This is a genomic window from Burkholderia sp. MR1-5-21, from assembly GCF_053427715.1.
The window spans coordinates 123,485-145,912 of sequence record NZ_JBSAXD010000004.1; the positions used below are offsets into that span (position 1 = coordinate 123,485).

Genomic DNA, 22,428 nt, shown 5'->3' on the forward strand with positions numbered 1-22,428 from the left:
GGGTTTATATCGATGTGGAAAGTGATATCGCAGGCATTGAAAACGTCATTGGTAGGTTATCAAAATTCTCCCTAGACTGCGCCGATATCCCCGTCTCACACAGGACAGACGATGTCGGCAACCAAGCCCAAGCTGCGCTCCGCCCAATGGTTCGGCACGACGGACAAGAACGGCTTCATGTACCGGAGCTGGATGAAGAACCAGGGCATCCCCGATCACGAGTTCGACGGCCGGCCGATCGTCGGCATCTGCAATACGTGGTCCGAACTGACGCCGTGCAACGCGCATTTCCGCAAGCTCGCGGAGCACGTGAAGCGCGGCATCTACGAGGCCGGCGGCTTTCCGGTCGAGTTTCCGGTGTTCTCGAACGGCGAATCGAACCTGCGGCCGTCCGCGATGCTGACGCGCAATCTCGCGTCGATGGACGTCGAGGAAGCGATCCGCGGCAACCCGATCGACGCGGTCGTGCTGCTCGCCGGCTGCGACAAGACCACCCCCGCGCTGCTGATGGGCGCGGCGAGCTGCGACGTGCCGGCGATCGTCGTGTCCGGCGGGCCGATGCTGAACGGCAAGCTCGACGGCAAGGACATCGGTTCCGGCACGGCCGTGTGGCAACTGCACGAATCGCTGAAGGCGGGCGAGATCGAGCTGCATCATTTCCTGTCGGCGGAAGCCGGCATGTCGCGCTCGGCCGGCACCTGCAACACGATGGGCACCGCGTCGACGATGGCCTGCCTCGCGGAGGCGCTCGGCGTCACGCTGCCGCACAACGCGGCGATCCCGGCCGTCGATGCGCGGCGCTACGTGCTCGCGCACATGTCGGGCATCCGTATCGTCGAGATGGCGCTCGAAGGGCTCACACTGTCGAAGGTGCTCACGCGCGCCGCGTTCGAGAACGCGATCCGCGCGAACGCGGCGATCGGCGGCTCGACCAACGCAGTCATTCACCTGAAGGCGATCGCGGGGCGGCTCGGCGTGCCGCTCGAACTCGAGGACTGGATGCGCATCGGCCGCGACACGCCGACGATCGTCGACCTGATGCCGTCGGGCCGCTTCCTGATGGAGGAGTTCTATTACGCGGGCGGCCTGCCGGCCGTGCTGCGCCGGCTCGGCGAGGGCGGGCTGCTGCCGCACCCCGATGCGCTGACGGTCAACGGCCGGACGCTGTGGGACAACGTGCGCAACGCGCCGAACCACGACGATGAGGTGATCCGCCCGCTCGACCGGCCGCTGATCGCAGACGGCGGCATCCGCATCCTGCGCGGCAATCTTGCGCCGCGCGGCGCGGTGCTGAAGCCGTCGGCGGCGAGCCCCGAGTTGCTGAAGCATCGCGGCCGCGCGGTGGTGTTCGAGAACTTCGACCACTACAAGGCCGCGATCAACGACGAAGCGCTCGACGTCGACGCGAGTTCGGTGCTCGTGCTGAAGAACTGCGGCCCGCGCGGCTATCCGGGGATGGCCGAGGTCGGCAACATGGGCCTGCCGCCGAAGCTGCTGCGGCAGGGCGTGAAGGACATGGTGCGGATCTCCGATGCGCGGATGAGCGGCACCGCGTACGGCACGGTCGTGCTGCATGTCGCGCCGGAAGCGGCCGCGGGCGGACCGCTCGCGGCGGTGCGCACCGGCGACTGGATCGAACTCGACTGCGACGCGGGCACGCTGCATCTCGACATCGGCGACGACGAGCTGGAACGCCGGCTGTCGGACGTCGACCCGGCCGCCGCGCCGGGTGTCGCCGGGCAGCTCGGCAAGGGCGGCTACACGCGGCTGTACATCGATCACGTGCTGCAGGCCGACGAAGGCTGCGACCTCGACTTCCTGGTCGGCCAGCGCGGCGCGGCGGTGCCGAGCCATTCGCATTGACGCGGACGTGCCGGCCCGCTCCCGGCGTATTCCAGACCAGGACCCGACCATGACACTCAGCCGTTCCCCGCGCTACCGTGGCATCTTCCCCGTCGTGCCGACGACGTTCACCGAGACCGGCGCGCTCGATCTCGCGAGCCAGAAACGCGCGGTCGATTTCATGATCGACGCGGGCGCCGACGGGCTGTGCATTCTCGCGAACTTTTCCGAGCAGTTCGCACTAGCGGACGACGAGCGCGACACGCTCGCGCGCACGGTTCTCGAGCACGTCGCGGGCCGCGTGCCGGTAATCGTGACGACGTCGCACTACAGCTCGGACGTCTGCGCCGCCCGCAGCCGCCGCGCGCAGGACCTCGGCGCGTCGATGGTGATGCTGATGCCGCCGTATCACGGCGCGACGTTCCGCGTACCCGAGCCGCAGATCTTCGCCTTCTATGCACGCGTGTCGGACGCGCTCGACATCCCGATCATGATCCAGGATGCGCCGGCGAGCGGCACCGTGCTGTCCGCGCCGTTTCTTGCGCGGATGGCGCGCGAGATCGAGCAGGTCGCGTACTTCAAGATCGAGACGCCGGGCGCGGCGAACAAGCTGCGCGAGCTGATCCGGCTCGGCGGCGACGCGGTCGAAGGGCCGTGGGACGGCGAGGAGGCGATCACGCTGCTCGCCGACCTGAACGCCGGCGCGACCGGCGCGATGACGGGAGGCGCGTATCCGGACGGCCTGCGGCCGATCCTCGTCGCGCATCGCGAAGGGCGCATCGACGACGCGTATGCGCGCTACGCGCAGTGGCTGCCGCTGATCAATCACGAGAACCGCCAGGCGGGATTGCTCGCCGCGAAGGCGCTGATGCGCGAGGGCGGCGTGATCGCGTGCGAGCGGCCGCGGCACCCGTTGCCGGACCTGCATCCGGACACGCGCGCCGAACTGGTCGCGATCGCGCGCCGGCTCGATCCGCTCGTGCTGCGCTGGGCGCGCTGACCTGCCGGCCGTGAGGAACACATGATGAAAAGCGCGTCGCCGCCGGCCATGAAGAGCACGCGATGAAAACTGCATCGCTGCCGGCCATGAGGAGCACACGATGAACACCACATCGAACACCGCTTATACGCTGGGCGTCGTCGGCATCGGCAAGATCGCCCGTGACCAGCATCTGCCCGCGATCGCCGCCGAGACGGGCTTCGCGCTGGCCGCGTGCGCGAGCCGCCACGCGGAAGTCGCCGGTGTGCGGAACTATCCGAACCTCGACGCGTTGCTCGCGGCCGAACCGGATCTTGACGCGGTGTCGCTGTGCGCGCCGCCTCAGGTGCGCTATGCGCAGGCGCGCGCCGCGCTCGAAGCGGGTAAGCACGTGATGCTCGAGAAGCCGCCGGGCGCGACGCTCGGCGAAGTGGCCGCGCTGCAGGCGCTCGCGCACGCGCGCGGCCGCACGCTGTTCGCGACCTGGCACTCGCGTTACGCGAGCGCGGTCGAGCCGGCGCGCGCGTGGCTCGCGTCGCGCCCGATCCGCGCGGTCCAGGTACGCTGGAAAGAGGACGTGCGGCGCTGGCATCCGGGCCAGCAGTGGATCTGGGAGCCCGGCGGCCTCGGCGTGTTCGATCCGGGCATCAACGCGCTGTCGATCGTCACGCAGATCCTGCCGCGCGAACTGGTGCTGGCTTCCGCGCGCCTGTTCGTGCCGAGCGACGCGCAGACGCCGATCGCGGCCGAGCTCGACTGCGTCGATACCGGCGGCGTGCCGGTGCGCGCCGAATTCGACTGGCGGCACGGCCCGGTCGAGCAGTGGGAGATCGCGGTCGACACCGCGGACGGCGTGCTCGCGATCAGCAACGGCGGCGCGCAGCTGTCGATCGCGGGCGACCCGGTCGCGCTGGCGCCGCAGCGCGAATATCCGGCGCTGTACGCGCGCTTTCACGAACTGATTTCCCGGCGCGACAGCGATGTCGATGCGCGGCCGCTGCGGCTCGTCGCCGACGCGTTCCTGTTCGGCCGCCGCATCGAGACGGACGCGTTCGGCCGCTGACCGGACAGTCCCGCAACACGCTTCACCGCCATCGGGCACGACACACCCATACCGACACCACGGTCGCCAACGACCTGAAACAAGGAGACACGACATGACCCGCACGATCCGTCGACTGACCCTGCGCGCCGCGCTCGCGGCGCTGTGCGTCGCACCGCTCGGCATGCACGGTGCCGCCCGCGCCGATGCGCCGCTCAAGATCGGCTTTCTCGTGAAGATGCCCGAGCAGGCCTGGTTCATCAACGAGCAGAAAGCGGCCACGGCGCTCGGCCAGAAGGAAGGCTTCTCGGTCGTGAAGATCGGCACGCCCGACGGCGAGAAGACGCTCGCCGCGATCGACAACCTCGGCTCGCAGGGCGCGCAGGGCTTCGTGATCTGCGCGCCGGACGTGCGGCTCGGGCCCGCGATCGCGGCGCGCGCGAAGCGCTACAACATGAAGTTCGTGACGGTCGACGACCAGCTCGTCGATTCGTCCGGCAAGCCGCTCGCGAACGTGCCGCATCTCGGGATGTCGGCGACCAAGATCGGCAACCAGGTCGGCCAGGCGATCGCCGACGAGATGAAGAAGCGCGGCTGGAAGCCGGAGGAGGTCGGCGCGCTGCGCGTGACCAACTACGAGCTGCCGACCGCGAAGCTGCGCACCGACGGCGCGACGCAGGCGCTGCTCGCGAACGGCTTCCGCAACGAGAACATCTTCGACGCGCCGCAGAAGACGACCGACGACGAAGGCGGCTTCAGCGCCGCCGCGCCGGTGCTCGCGCGGCATCCGAACGTGAAGAAGTGGGTGATCTTCGCGCTGAACGAGGAAACCGTGCTCGGCGCGGTGCGTGCGACCGAGCAGCTGCACATCCCGGCCGCCGACGTGATCGGCGTCGGCATCAACGGCGCGGGCGAGGCGTTCGCCGAGTTCCAGAAGAAGGAGCCGACCGGTTTCTACGGCACGATCGCGGTCAGCTCGACGAACCACGGCAAGGACAGCACGCAGAACCTCGTCGACTGGATTCGCAACGGCAAGACGCCGCCCGACGACACGCAGACGAGCGGCAAGCTGATGACGCGCGGCAACTGGCAGGCCGTGCGCGCCGAGCTGGGCATCTGACGACGGCCGGCGAGGATGGCGATGACGACGGACACGATCACGAACGGGCAGGCGGGCGCCGCGGCGGTGCCCGCGCGAGCCGGCGCCGTGAGCGCCGCCGGTGCGGGCGGTGCGCTGCTGGCGCTCGACGGCATCACGGTGAGCTTTCCGGGCGTGCGCGCGCTCGACGCGGTGTCGATGTCGGTGCGCGCGGGCGAGGTGCACGGGCTGATGGGCGAGAACGGCGCAGGGAAGTCGACGCTGCTGAAGGTGCTGTCCGGCGTGAACCAGCCGCAGGCCGGCACGCTGACGCTGGACGGCATCGTGCAGCGATTCGCGTCGACCCGCGCGGCGCTGGAGGCCGGCATCGCGATCATCTACCAGGAGCTGCATCTCGTACCGGAGCTGACGGTCGCGGAAAACCTGATGCTCGGGCAGCTGCCGAACCGGCTCGGCGTGGTCGACGAGCGCGCGCTGGCTGCACGCGCGATGCGCGAGCTCGAACGGCTCGGCGAGCGCATCGACCCCGACACGCCGGTCAAGCACCTGTCGATCGGGCAGCGCCAGATGATCGAGATCGGCAAGGCGCTGATGCGCGACGCGCGCGTGATCGCGTTCGACGAGCCGACCAGTTCGCTGTCCGCGCGCGAGACCGCGCAGCTGTTCCGGATCATCCGCGCACTGCGTGCGGACGGCCGCGCGATCATCTACGTCACGCATCGGATGGAGGAGGTCTATGAACTGTGCGACCGCGTGACGGTGTTTCGCGACGGCCGGCGCATCGAGACCTTCGACTCGGTGGCCGGCCTCGACCGCGACCGGCTGATCGGCTGCATGGTCGGCCGCCCGATCGCGGACGTGTACGGCTACCGGCCGCGCGCGGCCGGCGACGTGCTGATCGAGGCGAAAGGGCTGGCCGGGCCCGGGCTGTCCGAGCCGGTGTCGTTCAGCGCGTGCCGCGGCGAGATCGTCGGGTTCTTCGGGCTCGTCGGCGCGGGGCGTTCGGAGCTGATGAAGCTGCTGTACGGCGCGGCGCGCCCGAGCGCGGGCCACGTCGAGCTGAACGGGCGGCGCGTCGCGTTCGCGAGCCCGCGCGACGCGGTGCGCGCCGGCATCGCGCTGTGCCCGGAAGACCGCAAGCAGGAAGGCATCGTCGCGATCGCGTCGGTCGCCGACAACCTGAACCTCAGCGCGCGCCGGCATTTCAGCCCCGCGCGCATGCTGCTCGCACCGCGGCGCGAACGCGCGCTCGCGCAGCGCTATATCGAGCGGCTCGCGATCAAGACCCGCGACGGCGACACGCCGATCGGCGCGCTGTCAGGCGGCAACCAGCAGAAGGTGATCCTCGCGCGCTGGCTGGCCGAACGCATCGACGTGTTCCTGATGGACGAGCCGACGCGCGGCATCGACGTCGGCGCGCGCGCGGAAATCTACAACCTGTTCTACGAACTCGCGGAAGCAGGCCGCACGGTGATCCTCGTGTCGAGCGATCTCGCCGAGGTGATCGGCGTGTCGGACCGGATCATCGTGATGAAGGAAGGGCGGATCGCGGGCGGCATGACGAAGGCGCAGGCGAGCCCCGATGCGCTGATCAGGCTCGCGCTGCCGCGGTAGCGGTGCGAATCGCGGCGGCGCGGCTGCGCGAAGCCGATGCAGGTACGACGCGGCGCTGGCGTGGAGCCGAAGGGCTGCCGAATGCACGCCGCAGCGCAATCGAAGCAGGACCGCAGAAGGACCGCAGAAGGACCGAAGCCAAACCGGAACGGAAACGACGTAACGACATGAGCCAAGCCATGCAACCTCAAGGCACTTCCCCTTCCCCCGACACGCCCGCGCCGGCGGCACGCGCGCGCGGCGGCGTGTGGAGCCTGATCAACCGCTCCGGCATCGTGATGGTGTTCGTCGTGCTGTTCGCGGCGCTGTCGCTGACCGTGCCGGATTTCCTCACGCCGCGCAACATCCAGGGCCTGCTGCTGTCGGTCACGCTGATCGGCTCGATCGCGGTGACGATGATGTTCGTGCTCGCGCTCGGCGAGGTCGACCTGTCGGTCGCGTCGATCGTCGCGTTTTCCGGCGTCGTCGCATCGACGCTGATCACCGCGACGCACAGCATCGTGCTCGGCACGGCGGCCGGCGTGCTCGCGGGCGGCGCGGTCGGGCTCGTCAACGGCGTGCTGATCGCGCGCTGGCGGATCAACTCGCTGATCGTCACGCTCGCGATGATGGAAGTCGTGCGCGGGCTCGCGTTCATCACGTCGAACGGCGACGCGGTGATGATCTCCGAGGAACGCTTCTTCGAGCTCGGCTCGGGTTCGTTCCTCGGCATCTCGTACCCGATCTGGAGCAACATCGTCGGCTTCGTCGTGTTCGGCTTCCTGCTGCGCAAGACGGTGTTCGGCAAGAACGTGCTGGCCGTCGGCGGCAACGGCGAAGCGGCGCTGCTCGCGGGGCTGCCGGTCATGCGCATCAAGATCACCGTGTTCGTGCTGCAGGGGCTCGTGACCGGCTTCGCGGGCGTGATGCTCGCATCGCGGATGAGCCTCGGCGACCCGAAGACGTCGGTCGGCCTCGAACTCGGCGTAATTTCCGCTTGCGTGCTCGGCGGCGTGTCGCTGACGGGCGGCGTCGCGACGATCTCCGGCGTGCTCGTCGGCGTGCTGATCATGGGCGCGGTGCAGGACGCAATGAGCCTGATGAACGTGCCGACGTTTTACCAATATCTGATACGCGGCGGGATTCTGTTGCTTGCCGTGCTGTTCGACCAGTATCGTCGCAATCAGCGCCGCGCGATGCGGGTCTGACGGTCGAGCCGGGGACCCGCGACGCACCGCTGCGCACGAATGCAGACAGGGATTCCGGAGACAGCATGCAACAGGAGAATCAGGTGGCATCGGGGGCGGGTACATCGGCGACGCTGCTCGTGGACTGCCGCAATACGCTCGGCGAGGGCGCGACGTGGTGCGATGCGACGCGCGCGCTGTACTGGACTGACATCGAGGGCGCGCGGCTGTGGCGATGGCGCGCGGACGGCACGGGCGCGGCGAGCTGGCCGATGCCTGAGCGCCTCGCGTGCTTCGCGCTGACCCACGAGCCGGATGTGCTGCTGGTCGGTCTCGCGACGCATCTCGCGTTTTTCGACCTCCGCACGGAGACTTTCACGCGGATCGTCGACGTCGAGCCCGACCTGCCGACGCGGTTCAACGACGGCCGCTGCGATCCGCACGGCGCGTTCGTGTTCGGGATGAAGGACGAAGGCGGCGGCGCGGCGCCGCGTGCGATCGGAGGTTTCTACCGCCTGAACCCGGACCTCACGCTCGAACGGCTCGCGTTGCCGCCGGCTGCGATCGCGAACAGCATCGCGTTCTCGCCGGATGGATCGCGGATGGTTTTCTGCGATTCGCCGTCGCGCGAGATCCTCGTCTGCGACTATGGCAAGGATGGCGGCGTGGCGAACGTGCGGCTGTTCGCACGGCTCACGGACAAGGACGGTGAACCGGATGGCTCGACGGTCGACCGCGACGGCGGCCTGTGGAATGCGCAATGGGGCGCGGGTCGGGTCGTCCGCTACGGGCCGGACGGCGTCGAGACCGATCGGATCGCGGTGCCGACCGCGCAGCCGAGTTGCGTAGCGCTTGACGACGCAGGACGCCTGTACGTGACGAGTGCGCGCGTCGGACTGGACGACGCGGCGCTCGCGCACGACGCGCACGCTGGCGGCGTGTTCGTCGCGCAGACGCGATACGCGGGATTGCCGACGGCGCGCTTTTCGTTCAGGCGAGCGGCTCGCGGTTGACGGCACTACGGATGCGGCATCGCGTCTTCGCGGCCTCCGGATCCAAGCAAGCGGCACGGGCGCGTGCCGCTTGCGTTCCAGCGAACGGACCCGCGCAGCGTGCGCGATGGCCGGCACGCGTCGCACCGCGCGCCGCCTTCTTCAACCCTGCACCAGATTCCTCGGCGATCCGGCGACGAACCGCTCGATGTTCCCGATCAACTGATCCGCGAGCGCCTGCTGCGCGTCGTCCGACGCCCACGCGACATGCGGCGTCAGGATCACGTTCGGGCGGCCGGCGATGCGCATCATCGGATCGTCGGCGGCCGGCGGCTCCGCCGACGCGACGTCGAACCCGGCGCCGCTGATCAGCCCTTCGTCGAGCGCCTCGACCAGATCGTGCTCGTTGACGAGCCCGCCGCGCGCGGTGTTGATGATCAGCGGCTTGCGCTTCATCGCACGGAATTCCGGCGCGGCGATCAGATTGCGCGTGTCGCGCGTGAGCGGGCAATGCAGCGTGATGATGTCGCTGGTTTCGAGCACGGTTTCCCACGGCGTGTAGAGCATGCCGGCCGTGCCGCCACTCTTGTGCGCGGCGAACAGCGGCCGCATCCCGAACGCCTTCGCGAGTTCGGCGACGCGCTGCCCGAGCACGCCTTCGCCGACGATGCCGAGCGTCGCGCCCGACAGGTCGCGGATCGGATGATCGAAGAAGCAGAACTGTCCCGATTGCTGCCAGACGCCGCGCAGCACGTCGTCGCGATACGCGACGAGGTTGCGCCGCAGCGCGAGGATCAGCGCGAACGTGTGCTCCGGCACGGTGTCGATTGCGTAGCCGCGGATGTTCGCGACCGCGATGCCGCGCTGCGCGCACGCGGCCTTGTCGACGCAGTCGGTGCCGGTCGCCGCGACGGCGATCAGTTTCAGGTCGGGCAATTCGGCGAGCATGTCGGCGGTGATCGCGACCTTGTTGGTGATGGCGATGGTCGCGCCGGCGAGGCGTTCGACCACCTGTTCGGCGCGCGTGCCCGGGTATTCGACGAGACGATGCGCGAATGCCGGCGACGGCAGGGTGATCTGCGGCGCGAGCGTCGCGCGGTCGAGGAAAACGATCGTATGCATGGCAGTGACTGGATGAATGACGTGGCGGTTCACAGATGCCGCTTCGCAGCGGCGACGATGTGCTCGGGCGTGATGCCGAAGTGCGCGTACAGCGTGTCGGCCGGCCCCGATGCGCCGAAGCCGGCCATGCCGACGAATTCGCCGGTGTCGCCGAGGTAGCGGTCCCAGCCGAAGCGCACGGCGGCTTCCACCGCGACGCGCACCGTGCCCGTGCCGAGCACGCTTTGCCGGTACGCGGCGTCCTGTTCGTCGAACAGCTCGCAGCACGGCATCGACACGACGGCGGCGCCGATGCCGTCCTGTTGCAGCCGCGCTCGCGCGGCCAGCGCGAGCGCGACTTCGGAGCCGGTCGCGATCAGCGTGACGCGCCGCGCGCCCACCTCCGCTTCGGCGAGCACGTACGCGCCGCGCTCGCACGCATTGCCGGGGCCGGCCGCCTGGCGCACGAGCGGCAGTGTCTGGCGCGCGAACACGAGCGTGCTCGGCCCGCTGCGATGCCGGTACGCGAGCGCCCAGCATTCGGCGGCCTCGACCGCATCGGCAGGGCGGAACACGCGCATGTTCGGCATCGCGCGCAGCGACGCGAGGATCTCGACCGGCTGGTGCGTGGGGCCGTTGCGGCCGACGCCGATCGAATCGTGGCTGAACACGAACTTGACGGGCAGCCCCATCAGTGCGGCCATCCGCATCGCCGGCCGTTCGTAGTCCGAGAACGCGAGATACGTGACGCTGAGCGGAATCACGCCGCCGTGCGCGGCCATCCCGTTCGCCATCGCGCCCATCAGGTGCTCGCGGATCCCGCAATGCACGTACGCGCCCGCGCGGTCCGCGGCGGTGAACGCGTGCAGGCTGCGCTTGTGGCTCGTCGGCGCTTCGAGGTCGGCGCAGCCGACCATGCGTTCCGGCAGCACCGGCGCGAGCAGGTCGTTGAGCTCCGCGGAAATCATGATGCCGGCCTGCGCTTCGCCGGAATCGATCGCGTCGCGGCGGTAGCGCTCGAGCACGTCCTGCCAGCCGTCGGGCAGATCGCCTGCGATCACGCGCTCGAATTCGGCGCGCTCGGCGGCCGGCAGCGCGGCGACCCGCGCGCGCCATGCGAGATACTCGCCTTCGCTGCGCCGTCCGGCTGCACGCCATGCGGACAGCACGTCGTCCGGAATCTCGAACGGCGCATGCGGCCAGCCGCGGTCGCGGCGTGCGGCGTCGGCGTCGGCGTCGTAGAGCCGTCCGCTATGCCCGCCGCGCTGGCCCTGCAGGCGCGCAATCCCGCGCGCAATGTCGGTGCGGCACGCGATCATCGACGGCCGCGGGTCGCGGCGCGCGAGCGTGAGCGCCGCCGACACCGCGTCGATGTCGTGACCGTCGACGTCGACGACGTGCCAGCCGGCGACGCGAAACCGCTCGGCGACGTCCTCGGAAATCGACAGCGCGGTGCTGCCGTCGTCGGTGATGCGGTTGTCGTCCCAGCACAGGATCAGCTTGCCGAGTCGCAGATGGCCGGCGAGCGAAATCATCTCCTGCCCGACGCCTTCCTGCAGGCAGCCGTCGCCGACGAACGCGTACGTGTAGTGATCGACGATGCCGTCGCCGAAGCGCGCGTTCAGGTACGCCTCGGCTACCGCCATCCCGAACGCGTTCGCGATCCCCTGGCCGAGCGGCCCCGTGGTGATCTCGATGCCGGCCGCGGGATCGTATTCCGGGTGGCCCGCGCAGTGCGAGCCGAACTCGCGGAACGACCTGATCGCGTCGAGATCGATGCGCTGGTAGCCGGTCAGGTGCAGCAGTGCATACAGCAGCATCGAGCCATGGCCGTTCGACAGCACGAAGCGGTCGCGGTCGGGCCACGCGGGATCGGCCGGATTGAACTTCAGGTGGCGCGTGAACAGCGCGGTCGCGATTTCGGCCATGCCGAGCGGCACGCCCTGGTGGCCTTCGCCGGCGCGCACGATCGCGTCGATCGCGAGAAAGCGGATCGCATCGGCGAGCGGCGGGGTGGCGGGAACGGACATGATGCAGGACTCCTCGGCGCCGTCCGGTCGCGGACGGCGCGCACGATATGCGTTGCGGGGAAAGGGAAGCGGATGTCCTCGCGCGGATCGTCGGAAGCGCGAGGACGCGGGATCAATGCAGCAGGCCGATCGAGATCCACGGCACCGCGGCGACCACGATCAGGCCGACGATCAGCGCGGCGATGTAGCCGACGATCGGCTTCATCCCTTCGTCGGGATTGATGCGGCTGACCGCGCAGGCCGAGTAGTAGCCGACGCCGAACGGCGGCGCGAACAGGCCGACGCCCATCGACAGGATCACGACCATCGCATAGTGGACGTCGTGGATGCCCATCTGCCGCGCGATCGGGAACATCAGCGGGCCGAACAGCACGATCGCCGGAATGCCTTCGAGCACGCTGCCGAGCACGACGAACGCGACGATCGACGCGGCCATGAACATCGCGGCGCCGCCAGGCAGGCCGGCCATCGCGCTCGCGAGCTGGCCCGAGAAGCCGGACTGCGTGAGCGCCCACGCCATGCCGGTGGCCGCGCCGATGATCAGCAGGATCGCGCCGGACAGCGCGGCGGTGTCGATCAGCATCGGCTTGAGCCGCCGCCATTCGAAGCGCCGGTAGATCAGCAGGCCCGCGACGACCGAGTACGCGATGCCGATCGTCGACACTTCGGTCGCGGTCGCGACACCTTCGACGACGGCCGCGCGGATCACGAACGGCAGCGCGAGCGCGGGAATCGCGACGAGCAGCTTGCGCAGCACCTCGGCGCGGCTCGCGCGCTTCACGTTCGACAGGTCGTCGCCGCGGTAGCGCCACCAGACGACCGCGCACAGCGTGATCGCGAGCACGATGCCCGGCAGCATGCCGCCCGTGAACAGCGCGGAGATCGACACGCCGGTGACCGAGCCGAGCGTGATCAGCACGAGGCTCGGCGGAATCGTCTCGGTCTGCGCGCCGGTTGCCGCGAGCAGCGCGACGAGGTCGCCGGGCTTTGCGCCGCGCGCCTTCATCTCGGGGAACAGCACGGGCGCCACCGCCGCCATGTCGGCCGCCTTCGAGCCGGAGATGCCCGACACGAGGTACATCGCGCCGACCAGCACGTACGACAGGCCGCCGCGCACGTGGCCGAGCAGGCTCGCGAGGAACGCGATCATCGCCGCGGCCATGCCGGTCATCTCGATCAGCTGGCCGAGGAACACGAACAGCGGCACCGACAGCAGGATCAGGTGCGACATCCCTTCGTCCATGCGGCCGACGACCACGACGAGCGGCGTGCTGGTCGTGAGCGCGAGATAGCCGAACGTCGCGAGCCCGAACGAGAACGCGATCGGCACGCCGGACAGCACCGCGACCGCGACCAGGCCGACGAAGAAGATCAGCAGGTTCACGTTGCCGAGGTCCTGCAGCACCGGCGCGGCGACGACGAAGCCGCCGGCGATCGCCGCGACCGCCGCGATCGCGCCGAGCGTCAGGTGCCAGTTCGCGCTGCGGATCAGCCGCAGGCACGCGACGAGCGCCATCAGCGTCGTGCCGACCGGCAGCGCGGCCGCGCGCCAGCTGTTCGGGATCTCGAGCGCGGGCGACGTGATGAACGCCTCGTCCTGCGCGAAATCGACGGCCGGCCCGATCACCAGCACGAGGAACGCGAGCGGCGCGGCGATCGCGACGACATCGAGGAACGCGCGCACGCCCGGCGACGCCTTGCCGACGAGCGCGGTCATCCGCATGTGCTCGCCGCGCCGCAGCGCGACGACCGCGCCGAGCATCGCGAGCCACAGGAACAGCATCGACGCGAGCTCGTCGGACCAGACGAGCGGCGCGTGCAGCAGGTAGCGGCTCGTGACGCCGGCGAGCAGCACGACGATCTCGGCAACGACGAGGATCGCGGCGGGGATCTCGACCAGGTGGCCGAGCAGCGTGTCGAGGGCACCGGCGATGCGGCGCGGCGCCGGGTGCGGGAGCAGGATCGTCGTCATCGCTTTACACCAGCTTGCCTACGTTCTTTTCGAGCAGCGCCCATGCTTCGGCGCCGTACCTGGCCTTCCAGTCGCTGTAGAAGCTCGTCTTGCGCAGCGCGTTGCGGAACGCGTCGTGATCGACGTCGACGACCGTGATGCCCTTGGCCGTCAGGTCGGCGCGCAGGGACGTGTTCAGGCGCGCGATGTCCGCACGCTGCAACAGCGCCGCGCGCTCGAACTCGCGGGTGACGATCGCGCGCATGTCGGCGGGCAGGCGCTCCCAGGCGCGGCGGTTGCCGAGAATCCAGTACGCGTCCCACACGTGCGACGTCAGGCTGATCGACTTCTGCACCTCGTACAGCTTCGCGGTCGCGATGATCGGCAGCGGGTTCTCCTGGCCTTCGACGACGCCGGTCTGCAGCGCGGAATACAGCTCGTTGAAATTGATCGGCGCGGGGCCGGCGTCGAATGCCTTGAACATCGACGTCAGCATCGGCGCCTGCGGCACGCGGATCTTGAAGCCTTTCAGGTCTTCCGGCTTGCGGATCACGCGCGTCGACGAGCTGATCTGGCGGAAGCCGTTGTCCCACGGGCGCGACACGGACACGATGCCCGACTTCTCGATCTGCGCGCGCACGAACGCGCCGAGATCGCCGTCCATCGCGCGCCACACCGCGTCATAGTTCTGGAACGCGAAACCGGTGTTGACGATGCCGGCAGCGGGCGTCAGCGTCGCGAGGATCGACGACGCCTGGTTGAAGAACTCGACCCCGCCGCTTCGCACCTGCGACAGCAGGTCGGTGTCGGAGCCGAGCTGGTTCTGCGGAAACAGCTTGATGTCGAGCCGCCCGCCGGTTGCTTCGCGAATGCGGTTCAGCGCTTCCTGCGCGCGCACGTTGACCGGGTGCGTCGGGTCCTGGCCGGTCGCGAGCTTGTAGTTGAAGTCGGCCGCGAACGCGCGACGCGTCGACACGCCCCAGAGCGGCACCGCCGCGGCCGCCGCTGCGCCCGCCTTCAGGAACGTGCGCCGGTCGATGCCTTTGGCTGCTTTCGAATCGATCGTCATGATGTCTTCCTCCAATGTGGTAGTCGTTATCGTGTCGTCCGAGGCAACGCGCTCTGCGGCGTGTTTGCCGGGCGGCGCGCCATGTCGGCGCGCTTGCGGCGGCCCCCGCGCTGTCGGCGCGGGGCCGCGGCTCGGCTCGTCAGCCGTGGATCAGCATCCCGCCGTTGACGTCGATCACCGCGCCCGTCAGGTACGACGAAATGTCGGACGACAGGAACAGGAACGCGCCCGCGACATCGTCCGGCACGCCGAGACGGCCGAGCGGAATGCCCGCGAGGATGTCGCCGCGCTTGTCGTCGGGGATCTTGCCGGCGTTGATGTCGGTCTGGATCAGGCCCGGCGTCACGCAGTTCACGCGGATGCCGGCCGGGCCGAACTCGCGCGCCATCGCCTTCGCGAGGCCCAGCACGCCGGCTTTCGCAGCCGAGTAGTGCGGCCCGCCGAGGATGCCGCCGCCGCGCTGCGCGGACACCGACGACATGCACGCGATCGCGCCCGAGCGCTGCTTCTTCATCTGCGGCACGACCGCCTGCGACAGGTACAGCACGCCGCGCAGGTTCACGTCGAGGATCCGGTCCCAGCTTTGCGGGTCGATGTCGAGCAGCTGCGCCGGCTGCGTGATGCCCGCGTTGTTGATCAGCACGTCGATCTGGCCGAAATCGGCGACGATCTGCTCGGCCGCCTGCTTGCACGCGTGCTGGTCCGTGACGTCGCACGCATAGCCGCGATGCTCCGGCCCGATCGACGCGGCTGCGTCGCGCGCGGCGGCCGCGTCGAGGTCGAGGATCGCGACGCGCGCGCCGTGCTTCGCGAACATGCGCGCGGTGGCCATGCCGATCCCGCGCGGGGATGCGGCACCGGAAATGACGGCGACCTTGCCGTCGAGAAGACGCGATTCGGACATGATGGGTTCTCCTGATAAGGGTAGATCGTATGGATTGTGTGTGTGGGCTTCCGGCGCTCAGCCGAGCCAGCCCTTGATCGTGTCGGACATCGCCTGCGTGGAAATGCCGTAGCGGTCGTGCAGCGTCGGCAGCGCGCCGGCGTCGAGGAACGCGTCGGGCAGTGCGATCTGCCGGAACTGCGGCGTGACGCCGGCCGTGAGCAGCGCGGTGGCGACCGCCTCGCCGAGCCCGCCGATCACCGTGTGGTTCTGCGCGACGACGACGAGGCGTCCGCTGCGCTTCGCTTCGCGCAGGATCGTCGCGGTGTCGAGCGGCTTGATGGTCGGCACGTGCAGCACGCCGACGTCGATGCGGTCGGCGGCGAGCGCCTTCGCCGTGTCGAGCGCGCGCATCGTCAGGATGCCGGACGAGATGATCAGCACGTCCGCGCCGTCGCGCAGCAGCTTCGCCTTGCCGAGCTCGAAGCGGTAGTCGTATTCGTCGAGCACGACCGGCACGTTGCCGCGCAACAGGCGGGCGTAGACGGGGCCGCGGTGCGCGGCGATCGCGGGCACCATCTGCTCGATGTCGAGCGCGTCGCACGGATCGATCACCGTCATGTTCGGCATCGCGCGCATCAGCGCGAGATCCTCGGTGGCCTGATGGCTCGGCCCGTAGCCGGTCGTGAGGCCGGGCAACGCGGCGACGATCTTCACGTCGAGGTTGTCCTCGGCGATCGCCTGGTGCATGAAGTCATATGCACGCCGGGTCGCGAACACCGCGTAGGTCGTCACGAACGGCTGCGCGCCTTCGTGCGCGATGCCGGCCGCCGCGCCCATCAGCAGCTGCTCGGCCATGCCCATCTGGTAATAGCGCTCGGGGAACGCCTTCGCGAAGATGTGCAGGTCCGTGTACTTGCCGAGGTCGGCCGTCATGCCGACGACGTCGGCGCGCTCGCGCGCGAGTTCGACGAGCGCGTGGCCGAACGGTGCTGCGCGGGTCGCCTGCCCGTCGGCGGCGATCGACGCGATCATCGCCGAGGTCTTCAGGCGCGGTTTGGATGCGGTCGTGGTGCTCATGCCTGTCTCCCTGCATCCAGCGCGTCGAGGGCGAGCTGCCATTCGTGCGCGTCGACGCGGATGAAGTGGTTTTTCTCGCGGGCTTCGAGGAACGGGACGCCGCAGCCCATCTTCGTGTCGCAGACGATGATCCGCGGCTGCGCGCCCGGATGGCTGCGCGCGGCGTCGAACGCGGCGGCGACCGCGTCGATGTCGTTGCCGTCGATGCGCTGCGTGAACCAGCCGAACGCTTCGAGCTTCTCGACGAGCGGCTCGAACGCCATCACCTGCGTCGACGGGCCGTCGGCCTGCTGGTTGTTCACGTCGACGATCGCGATCAGGTTGTCGAGCTTCCAGTGGCTCGCGGACAGCATCGCCTCCCACACCGCGCCCTCGTCGAGCTCGCCGTCGGAGAACAGCGTGTAGACGAACGCGTCCGAGCCCTTGCGCTTCAGGCCGAGGCAGCGGCCGACCGCGATGGTCAGGCCCTGGCCGAGCGAGCCGCCGGACATTTCCATGCCGGGCGTGTAGCTCGCCATCCCGGACATCGGCAGGCGGCTGTCGTCGCTGCCGTAGGTCTCGAGCTCCTCGGGCGGCAGCACGCCGGCTTCGAACAGCGCCGCGTACAGCGCGATCGCATAGTGGCCGTTCGACAGCAGGAAGCGGTCGCGTCCTTCCCATTCGGGATCGTCGGGCCGGTAGCGCATGGCGTGGAAGTAGGCGACGGCGAGCACGTCGGCGATATCGAGGGCCTGGCCGATGTAGCCCTGCCCCTGCACCTCGCCCATCCGCAACGCGTTGCGGCGGATGCGGTAGGCGCGTTCTGCGAGATGGGCGGCTTGCCCGGCTTCGCGCGTATTCAAGCGAGTCTCCTTGCTGCGGCGCACCGTCGAACGGCGCGGCCGTCATGGGGTCGGTCTGGCCGGCCGTCGCATCGGTTGCATCGGTCGCGTCGGCCGTCATCTGCCGCGCATCGGGATAAACCCTTGTTTCAGGTGTGCGGCAGGTACGAAACAGCGTATCGGCTTGAATTCGCGCGCTCAAACGAATTAAATGGGCCGACAGTTGAATTGAATTCATCCGGATCTTGCAATGCACAATCGGGTCACGCTCAAGTCCATACAGGCGTTCGAGGCGGCCGCGCGGCTGTCGTCGTTCGCGCTTGCAGCAGAAGAACTGTTCGTGACGCCGTCCGCGATCAGCCATCAGATCAAGCTGCTCGAGGAGCAACTGGACGTGCGGCTGTTCCATCGCGTGCATCGCGCGGTGATCCTGACCGACGCGGGGCGTCAATACGCGGAGGAAATCGCGGCGGCGTTCACGCGCATCGACACGGCGACGCGCAACATCGGCCGCACGACGAAAAGCGACATCCTGACCGTGCATTCGACCCCGAGCTTCGCGACGCAATGGCTGATGTCGCGGCTCGCGCGCTTCAGCGCGCTGAACCCGGATATCGACGTGCGGCTGAACGCGTCGGCCGACTTTTGCGACCTGACGACCGAAGCGGTCGATATCGACATCCGCTACGGCGCGCGCAAGCTGCAGCCGGCGGGCACGATGGTGCTCGAGCTGCCGGCCGAGACGATCGTGCCGCTGTGCTCGCCCGCGTTGATGGAAGGCGAGCATCCGATCCGCACGACGGCGGATCTGCAGCATCACGCGCTGATCCACAGCGAGGGCTGTCTCGTCGGCTGGCGCGACTGGATGCGCCAGCATCGCAAGGTGAGGCTCGACATCACGCGCGGCCCGCGCTTCGACCGGTCGTTCATGGCGATCAGCGCGGCGGCGGACGGCATGGGCGTCTGCCTCGAAAGCCTGCTGCTCGTGCAGCGCGAGCTGGAGACGGGGCGGCTCGTCGCGCCGCTCGGGATGGACGGGCTGCGGATCAACGGCTACACGCTGAACTTGCTGAAAGCGCGCGCCGAATTGCCGAAGCTGAAGAGTTTTCAGGACTGGCTGTTTGCGGAACTTGGTGCGTGAGGCGGGTACTGACGCGGCCCGCGACGTGCTCCGATGCGCCCTCGACGCGCTCCCAGGGCTACCAGGGCGCCCAACGCGCCCAACGCGCCCAACGCGCCCAACGCGCTCCCAACGCGTCCCCAACGCGCTCCCAACGCGTCCCCAACGCGTCCCCAACGCGAGGCCGGCGCCCCGCGCACGCCGGCGCGTGGCGGATCTGCGCCGCCGACAGCCCGAGCAATGCGACCGCGTTGTCCTTGAGGATCAGCGGATGCACGTCAGGCCGGAACCCGGCGTGCTGGAAATCGTCGAGCCACCGGTCCGGACGGATCAGCGGAAAATCCGACGCGAACAGCACCTTGTGCCGGAGCAGCGTGTTCGCATACTTGACGAGCTCCGGCGAGAAATACTTCGGCGACCATCCGGACAGATCGATATAGACGTTCGGCTTGTGCAACGCGATCGACAGCGCCTGCTCCTGCTCCTGCCATGGCCACGACGGATGCGCGATCACGATCTTCATGTCGGGAAAATCCGCGGCAACGTCATCGAGATGAATCGGTTCGGAATACTTGAGACGCAGCCCGCCGCCGCCGCGCATGCCCGACCCCATGCCGGAATGGCCGCTGTGGAACACGGCCGGCAGTCCATGCTCGGCGATGACCTCGTAGATCGGATAAGCGAGCCGGTCGTTCGGAAAGCACCCCTGCATCGTCGGGTGGAACTTGAAGCCCCTCACGCCGTGTTCCTCGATCAGCCGGCGCGCCTCGCGCGCGCCGAAGCGGCCCTTGTGCGGATCGATGCTCGCGAACGCGATCATGATGTCGCCGTTCTCGCGCGCGAAATCCGCGATCTCCTCGTTCGGAATGCGGCGCCGGCCGATGTTCGCCTCGCAGTCCACAGTGAACATCACGAAGCCGATCCGGCGCTCGCGGTAGTACGCGATCGTTTCGGGAATCGTCGGCCGGCGGCCCTGCTTCAGCACCGTGCCGAAGTACTTGTCGGCCGCGTCGTCGAATGCCTTGGCGAACAGGTCGGGCGGCTGGCAGCACGACACTTCGGCGTGCACGTGCGTGTCGATCGCAATCAGGTTCCGGATATCCAAGCGTGTCTCCTCATGTCGTGATTCATCGCCGCGACGGGGCGCGATGCAGCACGTTCGCACCCGATTAGGGGTTTCTCCCGAGCCGCTTCCATTCTACTTTACATATCAGGTTACCTGATAGTAAATTGGCAGCGAGTCGCGAGGGGCGGCACTGTCATTGGAGAACGAAGATGAGTTACGAAGGTCGCTGGAACACCGTGAAGGTCGCGGTCGAGGGCGGGATCGCATGGGTCACGCTGAACCGTCCGGAGAAGCGCAACGCGATGAGCCCGACGCTGAATTCGGAGATGATCGACGTGCTGGAAGCGATCGAGCTCGATCCGGAAGCACAGGTGCTCGTGCTGACCGGCGAAGGCGACGCGTGGACGGCCGGCATGGACCTGAAGGAATACTTCCGCGAGATCGACGCGGGCCCGGAGATCCTGCAGGAGAAGATCCGCCGCGACGCGAGCCGCTGGCAGTGGCAGTTGCTGCGCATGTATGCGAAGCCGACGATCGCGATGGTCAACGGCTGGTGCTTCGGCGGCGGGTTCTCGCCGCTCGTCGCGTGCGATCTCGCGATCGCGGCCGACGAAGCCGTGTTCGGCCTGTCGGAGATCAACTGGGGCATCCCGCCCGGCAATCTCGTCAGCAAGGCGATGGCGGACACGGTCGGCCACCGCCAGGCGCTGTACTACATCATGACCGGCGACACGTTCACGGGGCAGCAGGCCGCGCAGATGGGGCTCGTCAACAAGAGCGTGCCGCGTGCACAGCTGCGCGACGAAGTGCGCGCGCTCGCCGCGAAGCTGCTCGACAAGAACCCGGTCGTGATCCGCAATGCTAAGCACGGCTTCAAGCGCTGCCGCGAGTTGACATGGGAGCAGAACGAGGACTACCTGTACGCGAAGCTCGACCAGGCGAACCATCGCGATCCCGAAGGCGGCCGCGAGCAGGGGCTCAAGCAGTTCCTCGACGACAAGAGCATCAAGCCGGGCCTGCAGGCGTACAAGCGCTGACACGGCGCACCGCACGCAACCGGACCTGAGCGGAGAGACAGCGAAATGCACGAAGTGCGCGAAGTGAGTTTGTTGATCGACGGCGTGTCGCGCGGCGCGTCGGACGGCAGGACGTTCGACCGGATCGATCCGGCGACGGGGCAGGTGGCGTCGCGCGCCGCAGCGGCGACGACGGCCGACGCCGATGCCGCGGTCGCGGCGGCCGGACGCGCGTTTCCGGCGTGGGCGGCGCTCGCGCCGACCGAGCGCCGCCGGCGTCTGCTGGCGGCCGCCGACCGGATGGATGCACGCGCCGGCGAATTCATCGAGACCGGCCGCGCGGAAACCGGCGCGATGGCGAACTGGTACGGCTTCAACGTGATGCTCGCCGCGAACATGCTGCGCGAGGCGGCCGCGATGACGACCCAGATCGACGGCGCGGTGATTCCGTCCGACGTGCCGGGCAGTCTCGCGATGGCCGTGCGCCAGCCGTGCGGCGTCGTGCTCGGCATTGCGCCGTGGAATGCGCCGGTGATCCTCGCGACCCGCGCGCTTGCAATGCCGCTCGCGTGCGGCAACACGGTCGTGCTGAAGGCATCCGAAGGCTGCCCGGGCGTGCATCGGCTGATCGGCAGCGTGCTGCACGAAGCCGGGCTTGGCGATGGCGTCGTCAACGTGATCACGCATGCGCCGCAGGACGCGCCCGCGATCGTCGAGCGGCTGATCGCGAACCCCGCGGTGCGGCGCGTGAACTTCACGGGCTCGACGCGCGTCGGCCGGATCGTCGCCGAGCTGTCGGCGCGGCACCTGAAGCCTGCGCTGCTCGAACTCGGCGGCAAGGCGCCGGTGCTCGTGCTCGACGACGCGGATCTCGATGCGGCCGTCGACGCGGTCGCATTCGGCGCATTCTTCAACCAGGGGCAGATCTGCATGTCGACCGAGCGCGTGATCGTCGACCGCAAGGTCGCGGACGCGTTCGTCGACAAACTCGTCGCGAAGGCGCGCACGCTGAAGGCCGGCAACCCGGCTGCGCCCGGCGTGGTGCTCGGCACGCTCGAAAGCGCGGCGGCCGCGCAGCGCATCGCGGCGCTCGTCGCCGATGCGCGCGCGCATGGCGCTGCGCTGCCGCTCGGCTGCGAGGTGGACGGCGCGGTGATGCAGCCGACGATCGTCGACGGCGTCACGCGCGCGATGAAGCTCTATGCGGACGAATCGTTCGGGCCGGTCGTGACCGTGCAGCGCGTCGACGGCGACGACGACGCGCTCGCGGCCGCGAACGACAGCGAATACGGGTTGTCGGCGGCCGTGTTCAGCCGCGACATCGCGCGCGCGATGAACCTCGCGAAACGCGTCGAATCGGGCATCTGCCACATCAACGGCCCGACCGTGCACGACGAGGCGCAGATGCCGTTCGGCGGCGTGAAGGCGAGCGGCTACGGCCGCTTCGGCAGCAAGGCGTCGATCGCCGAGTTCACCGACCTGCGCTGGATCACGGTGCAGACCGGGCCGCGCCACTACCCGATCTGAGCGGGCGCAGGGTCGCGACAACGCGGCAAC

Annotated in this window: 18 protein-coding genes; 10 read left to right on the forward strand and 8 right to left on the reverse strand. The window is 68.9% G+C overall.

Translation table 11 applies throughout. The features are described from left to right. Positions 1-111 precede the first annotated feature (111 nt). The 7 genes from ACV229_RS07180 to ACV229_RS07210 all read left to right on the forward strand — a co-directional run bounded on the left by ACV229_RS07180 (position 112) and on the right by ACV229_RS07210 (position 8,755). Complete coding sequence (locus ACV229_RS07180) at positions 112-1,863, forward strand: IlvD/Edd family dehydratase (protein WP_448082423.1); 1,752 nt, start codon at positions 112-114, stop codon at positions 1,861-1,863. Between the two features lie 49 nt (positions 1,864-1,912). Then, entirely contained in the window at positions 1,913-2,842 is a 930-nt protein-coding gene (locus ACV229_RS07185) for a dihydrodipicolinate synthase family protein (RefSeq protein ID WP_448082424.1), read from the forward strand. Positions 2,843-2,942: 100 nt separating this feature from the next. Continuing rightward, the gene (locus ACV229_RS07190) at positions 2,943-3,884 is read left to right on the forward strand and encodes a Gfo/Idh/MocA family protein (protein WP_448082425.1); all 942 of its coding nucleotides are present in this window, start codon (positions 2,943-2,945) and stop codon (positions 3,882-3,884) included. 94 nt (positions 3,885-3,978) lie between these two features. Then, positions 3,979-4,983: an arabinose ABC transporter substrate-binding protein gene (locus tag ACV229_RS07195; RefSeq protein WP_448082426.1), complete on the forward strand. Its 1,005-nt coding sequence runs from the start codon at positions 3,979-3,981 to the stop codon at positions 4,981-4,983. A 21-nt stretch (positions 4,984-5,004) separates the two neighbouring features. After that, positions 5,005-6,576 carry an L-arabinose ABC transporter ATP-binding protein AraG gene (araG, locus tag ACV229_RS07200; RefSeq protein ID WP_448082427.1) on the forward strand — a complete coding sequence of 524 codons (1,572 nt, stop codon included), beginning with the start codon at positions 5,005-5,007 and terminating at the stop codon, positions 6,574-6,576. A gap of 167 nt (positions 6,577-6,743) precedes the next feature. Further along, positions 6,744-7,763, forward strand: a complete 1,020-nt coding sequence (gene araH, locus ACV229_RS07205) for an L-arabinose ABC transporter permease AraH (RefSeq protein ID WP_448082428.1) — start codon at positions 6,744-6,746, stop codon at positions 7,761-7,763. Positions 7,764-7,828: 65 nt separating this feature from the next. Beyond that, entirely contained in the window at positions 7,829-8,755 is a 927-nt protein-coding gene (locus tag ACV229_RS07210) for an SMP-30/gluconolactonase/LRE family protein (RefSeq protein ID WP_448082429.1), read from the forward strand. A gap of 141 nt (positions 8,756-8,896) precedes the next feature. Here ACV229_RS07210 and ACV229_RS07215 read toward each other — a convergent pair whose 3' ends face one another. From ACV229_RS07215 to ACV229_RS07245, 7 genes are all read right to left on the reverse strand, one after another. Beyond that, entirely contained in the window at positions 8,897-9,856 is a 960-nt protein-coding gene (locus ACV229_RS07215; protein WP_448082430.1) for a D-2-hydroxyacid dehydrogenase, read from the reverse strand. Between the two features lie 29 nt (positions 9,857-9,885). Continuing rightward, positions 9,886-11,865 carry a transketolase gene (gene tkt / locus ACV229_RS07220; RefSeq protein ID WP_448082431.1) on the reverse strand — a complete coding sequence of 660 codons (1,980 nt, stop codon included), beginning with the start codon at positions 11,863-11,865 and terminating at the stop codon, positions 9,886-9,888. Positions 11,866-11,977: 112 nt separating this feature from the next. After that, positions 11,978-13,837, reverse strand: a complete 1,860-nt coding sequence (locus ACV229_RS07225; RefSeq protein WP_448082432.1) for a TRAP transporter large permease — start codon at positions 13,835-13,837, stop codon at positions 11,978-11,980. Positions 13,838-13,841: 4 nt separating this feature from the next. Next, positions 13,842-14,885, reverse strand: coding sequence for a TRAP transporter substrate-binding protein (locus ACV229_RS07230; protein ID WP_448082433.1), 1,044 nt, complete (start codon positions 14,883-14,885; stop codon positions 13,842-13,844). Positions 14,886-15,024: 139 nt separating this feature from the next. Then, on the reverse strand, positions 15,025-15,789 hold the full coding sequence (locus ACV229_RS07235) for an SDR family NAD(P)-dependent oxidoreductase (protein WP_448082434.1): 765 nt from the start codon (positions 15,787-15,789) through the stop codon (positions 15,025-15,027). A gap of 57 nt (positions 15,790-15,846) precedes the next feature. Further along, complete coding sequence (locus ACV229_RS07240) at positions 15,847-16,848, reverse strand: transketolase family protein (protein ID WP_448082435.1); 1,002 nt, start codon at positions 16,846-16,848, stop codon at positions 15,847-15,849. Continuing rightward, positions 16,845-17,690: a transketolase gene (locus tag ACV229_RS07245; RefSeq protein ID WP_448082436.1), complete on the reverse strand. Its 846-nt coding sequence runs from the start codon at positions 17,688-17,690 to the stop codon at positions 16,845-16,847. Before ACV229_RS07245 ends, ACV229_RS07240 begins: the two co-directional genes overlap by 4 nt. Before the next feature lie 229 nt (positions 17,691-17,919). Between ACV229_RS07245 and gcvA the strand changes: the two genes are divergently transcribed. Continuing rightward, positions 17,920-18,810, forward strand: a complete 891-nt coding sequence (gcvA, locus tag ACV229_RS07250) for a transcriptional regulator GcvA (RefSeq protein ID WP_448082437.1) — start codon at positions 17,920-17,922, stop codon at positions 18,808-18,810. A gap of 58 nt (positions 18,811-18,868) precedes the next feature. Here gcvA and ACV229_RS07255 read toward each other — a convergent pair whose 3' ends face one another. Next, positions 18,869-19,894 carry an amidohydrolase family protein gene (locus ACV229_RS07255; protein ID WP_448082438.1) on the reverse strand — a complete coding sequence of 342 codons (1,026 nt, stop codon included), beginning with the start codon at positions 19,892-19,894 and terminating at the stop codon, positions 18,869-18,871. 170 nt (positions 19,895-20,064) lie between these two features. On the opposite strand from ACV229_RS07255, the gene ACV229_RS07260 reads away from it, so the two are divergent. Together ACV229_RS07260 and ACV229_RS07265 are read left to right on the forward strand one after the other, a co-directional pair. Beyond that, positions 20,065-20,892, forward strand: coding sequence for a p-hydroxycinnamoyl CoA hydratase/lyase (locus tag ACV229_RS07260; protein WP_448082439.1), 828 nt, complete (start codon positions 20,065-20,067; stop codon positions 20,890-20,892). Between the two features lie 54 nt (positions 20,893-20,946). Beyond that, positions 20,947-22,398: an aldehyde dehydrogenase gene (locus ACV229_RS07265; protein ID WP_448082690.1), complete on the forward strand. Its 1,452-nt coding sequence runs from the start codon at positions 20,947-20,949 to the stop codon at positions 22,396-22,398. Positions 22,399-22,428: the final 30 nt, after the last annotated feature.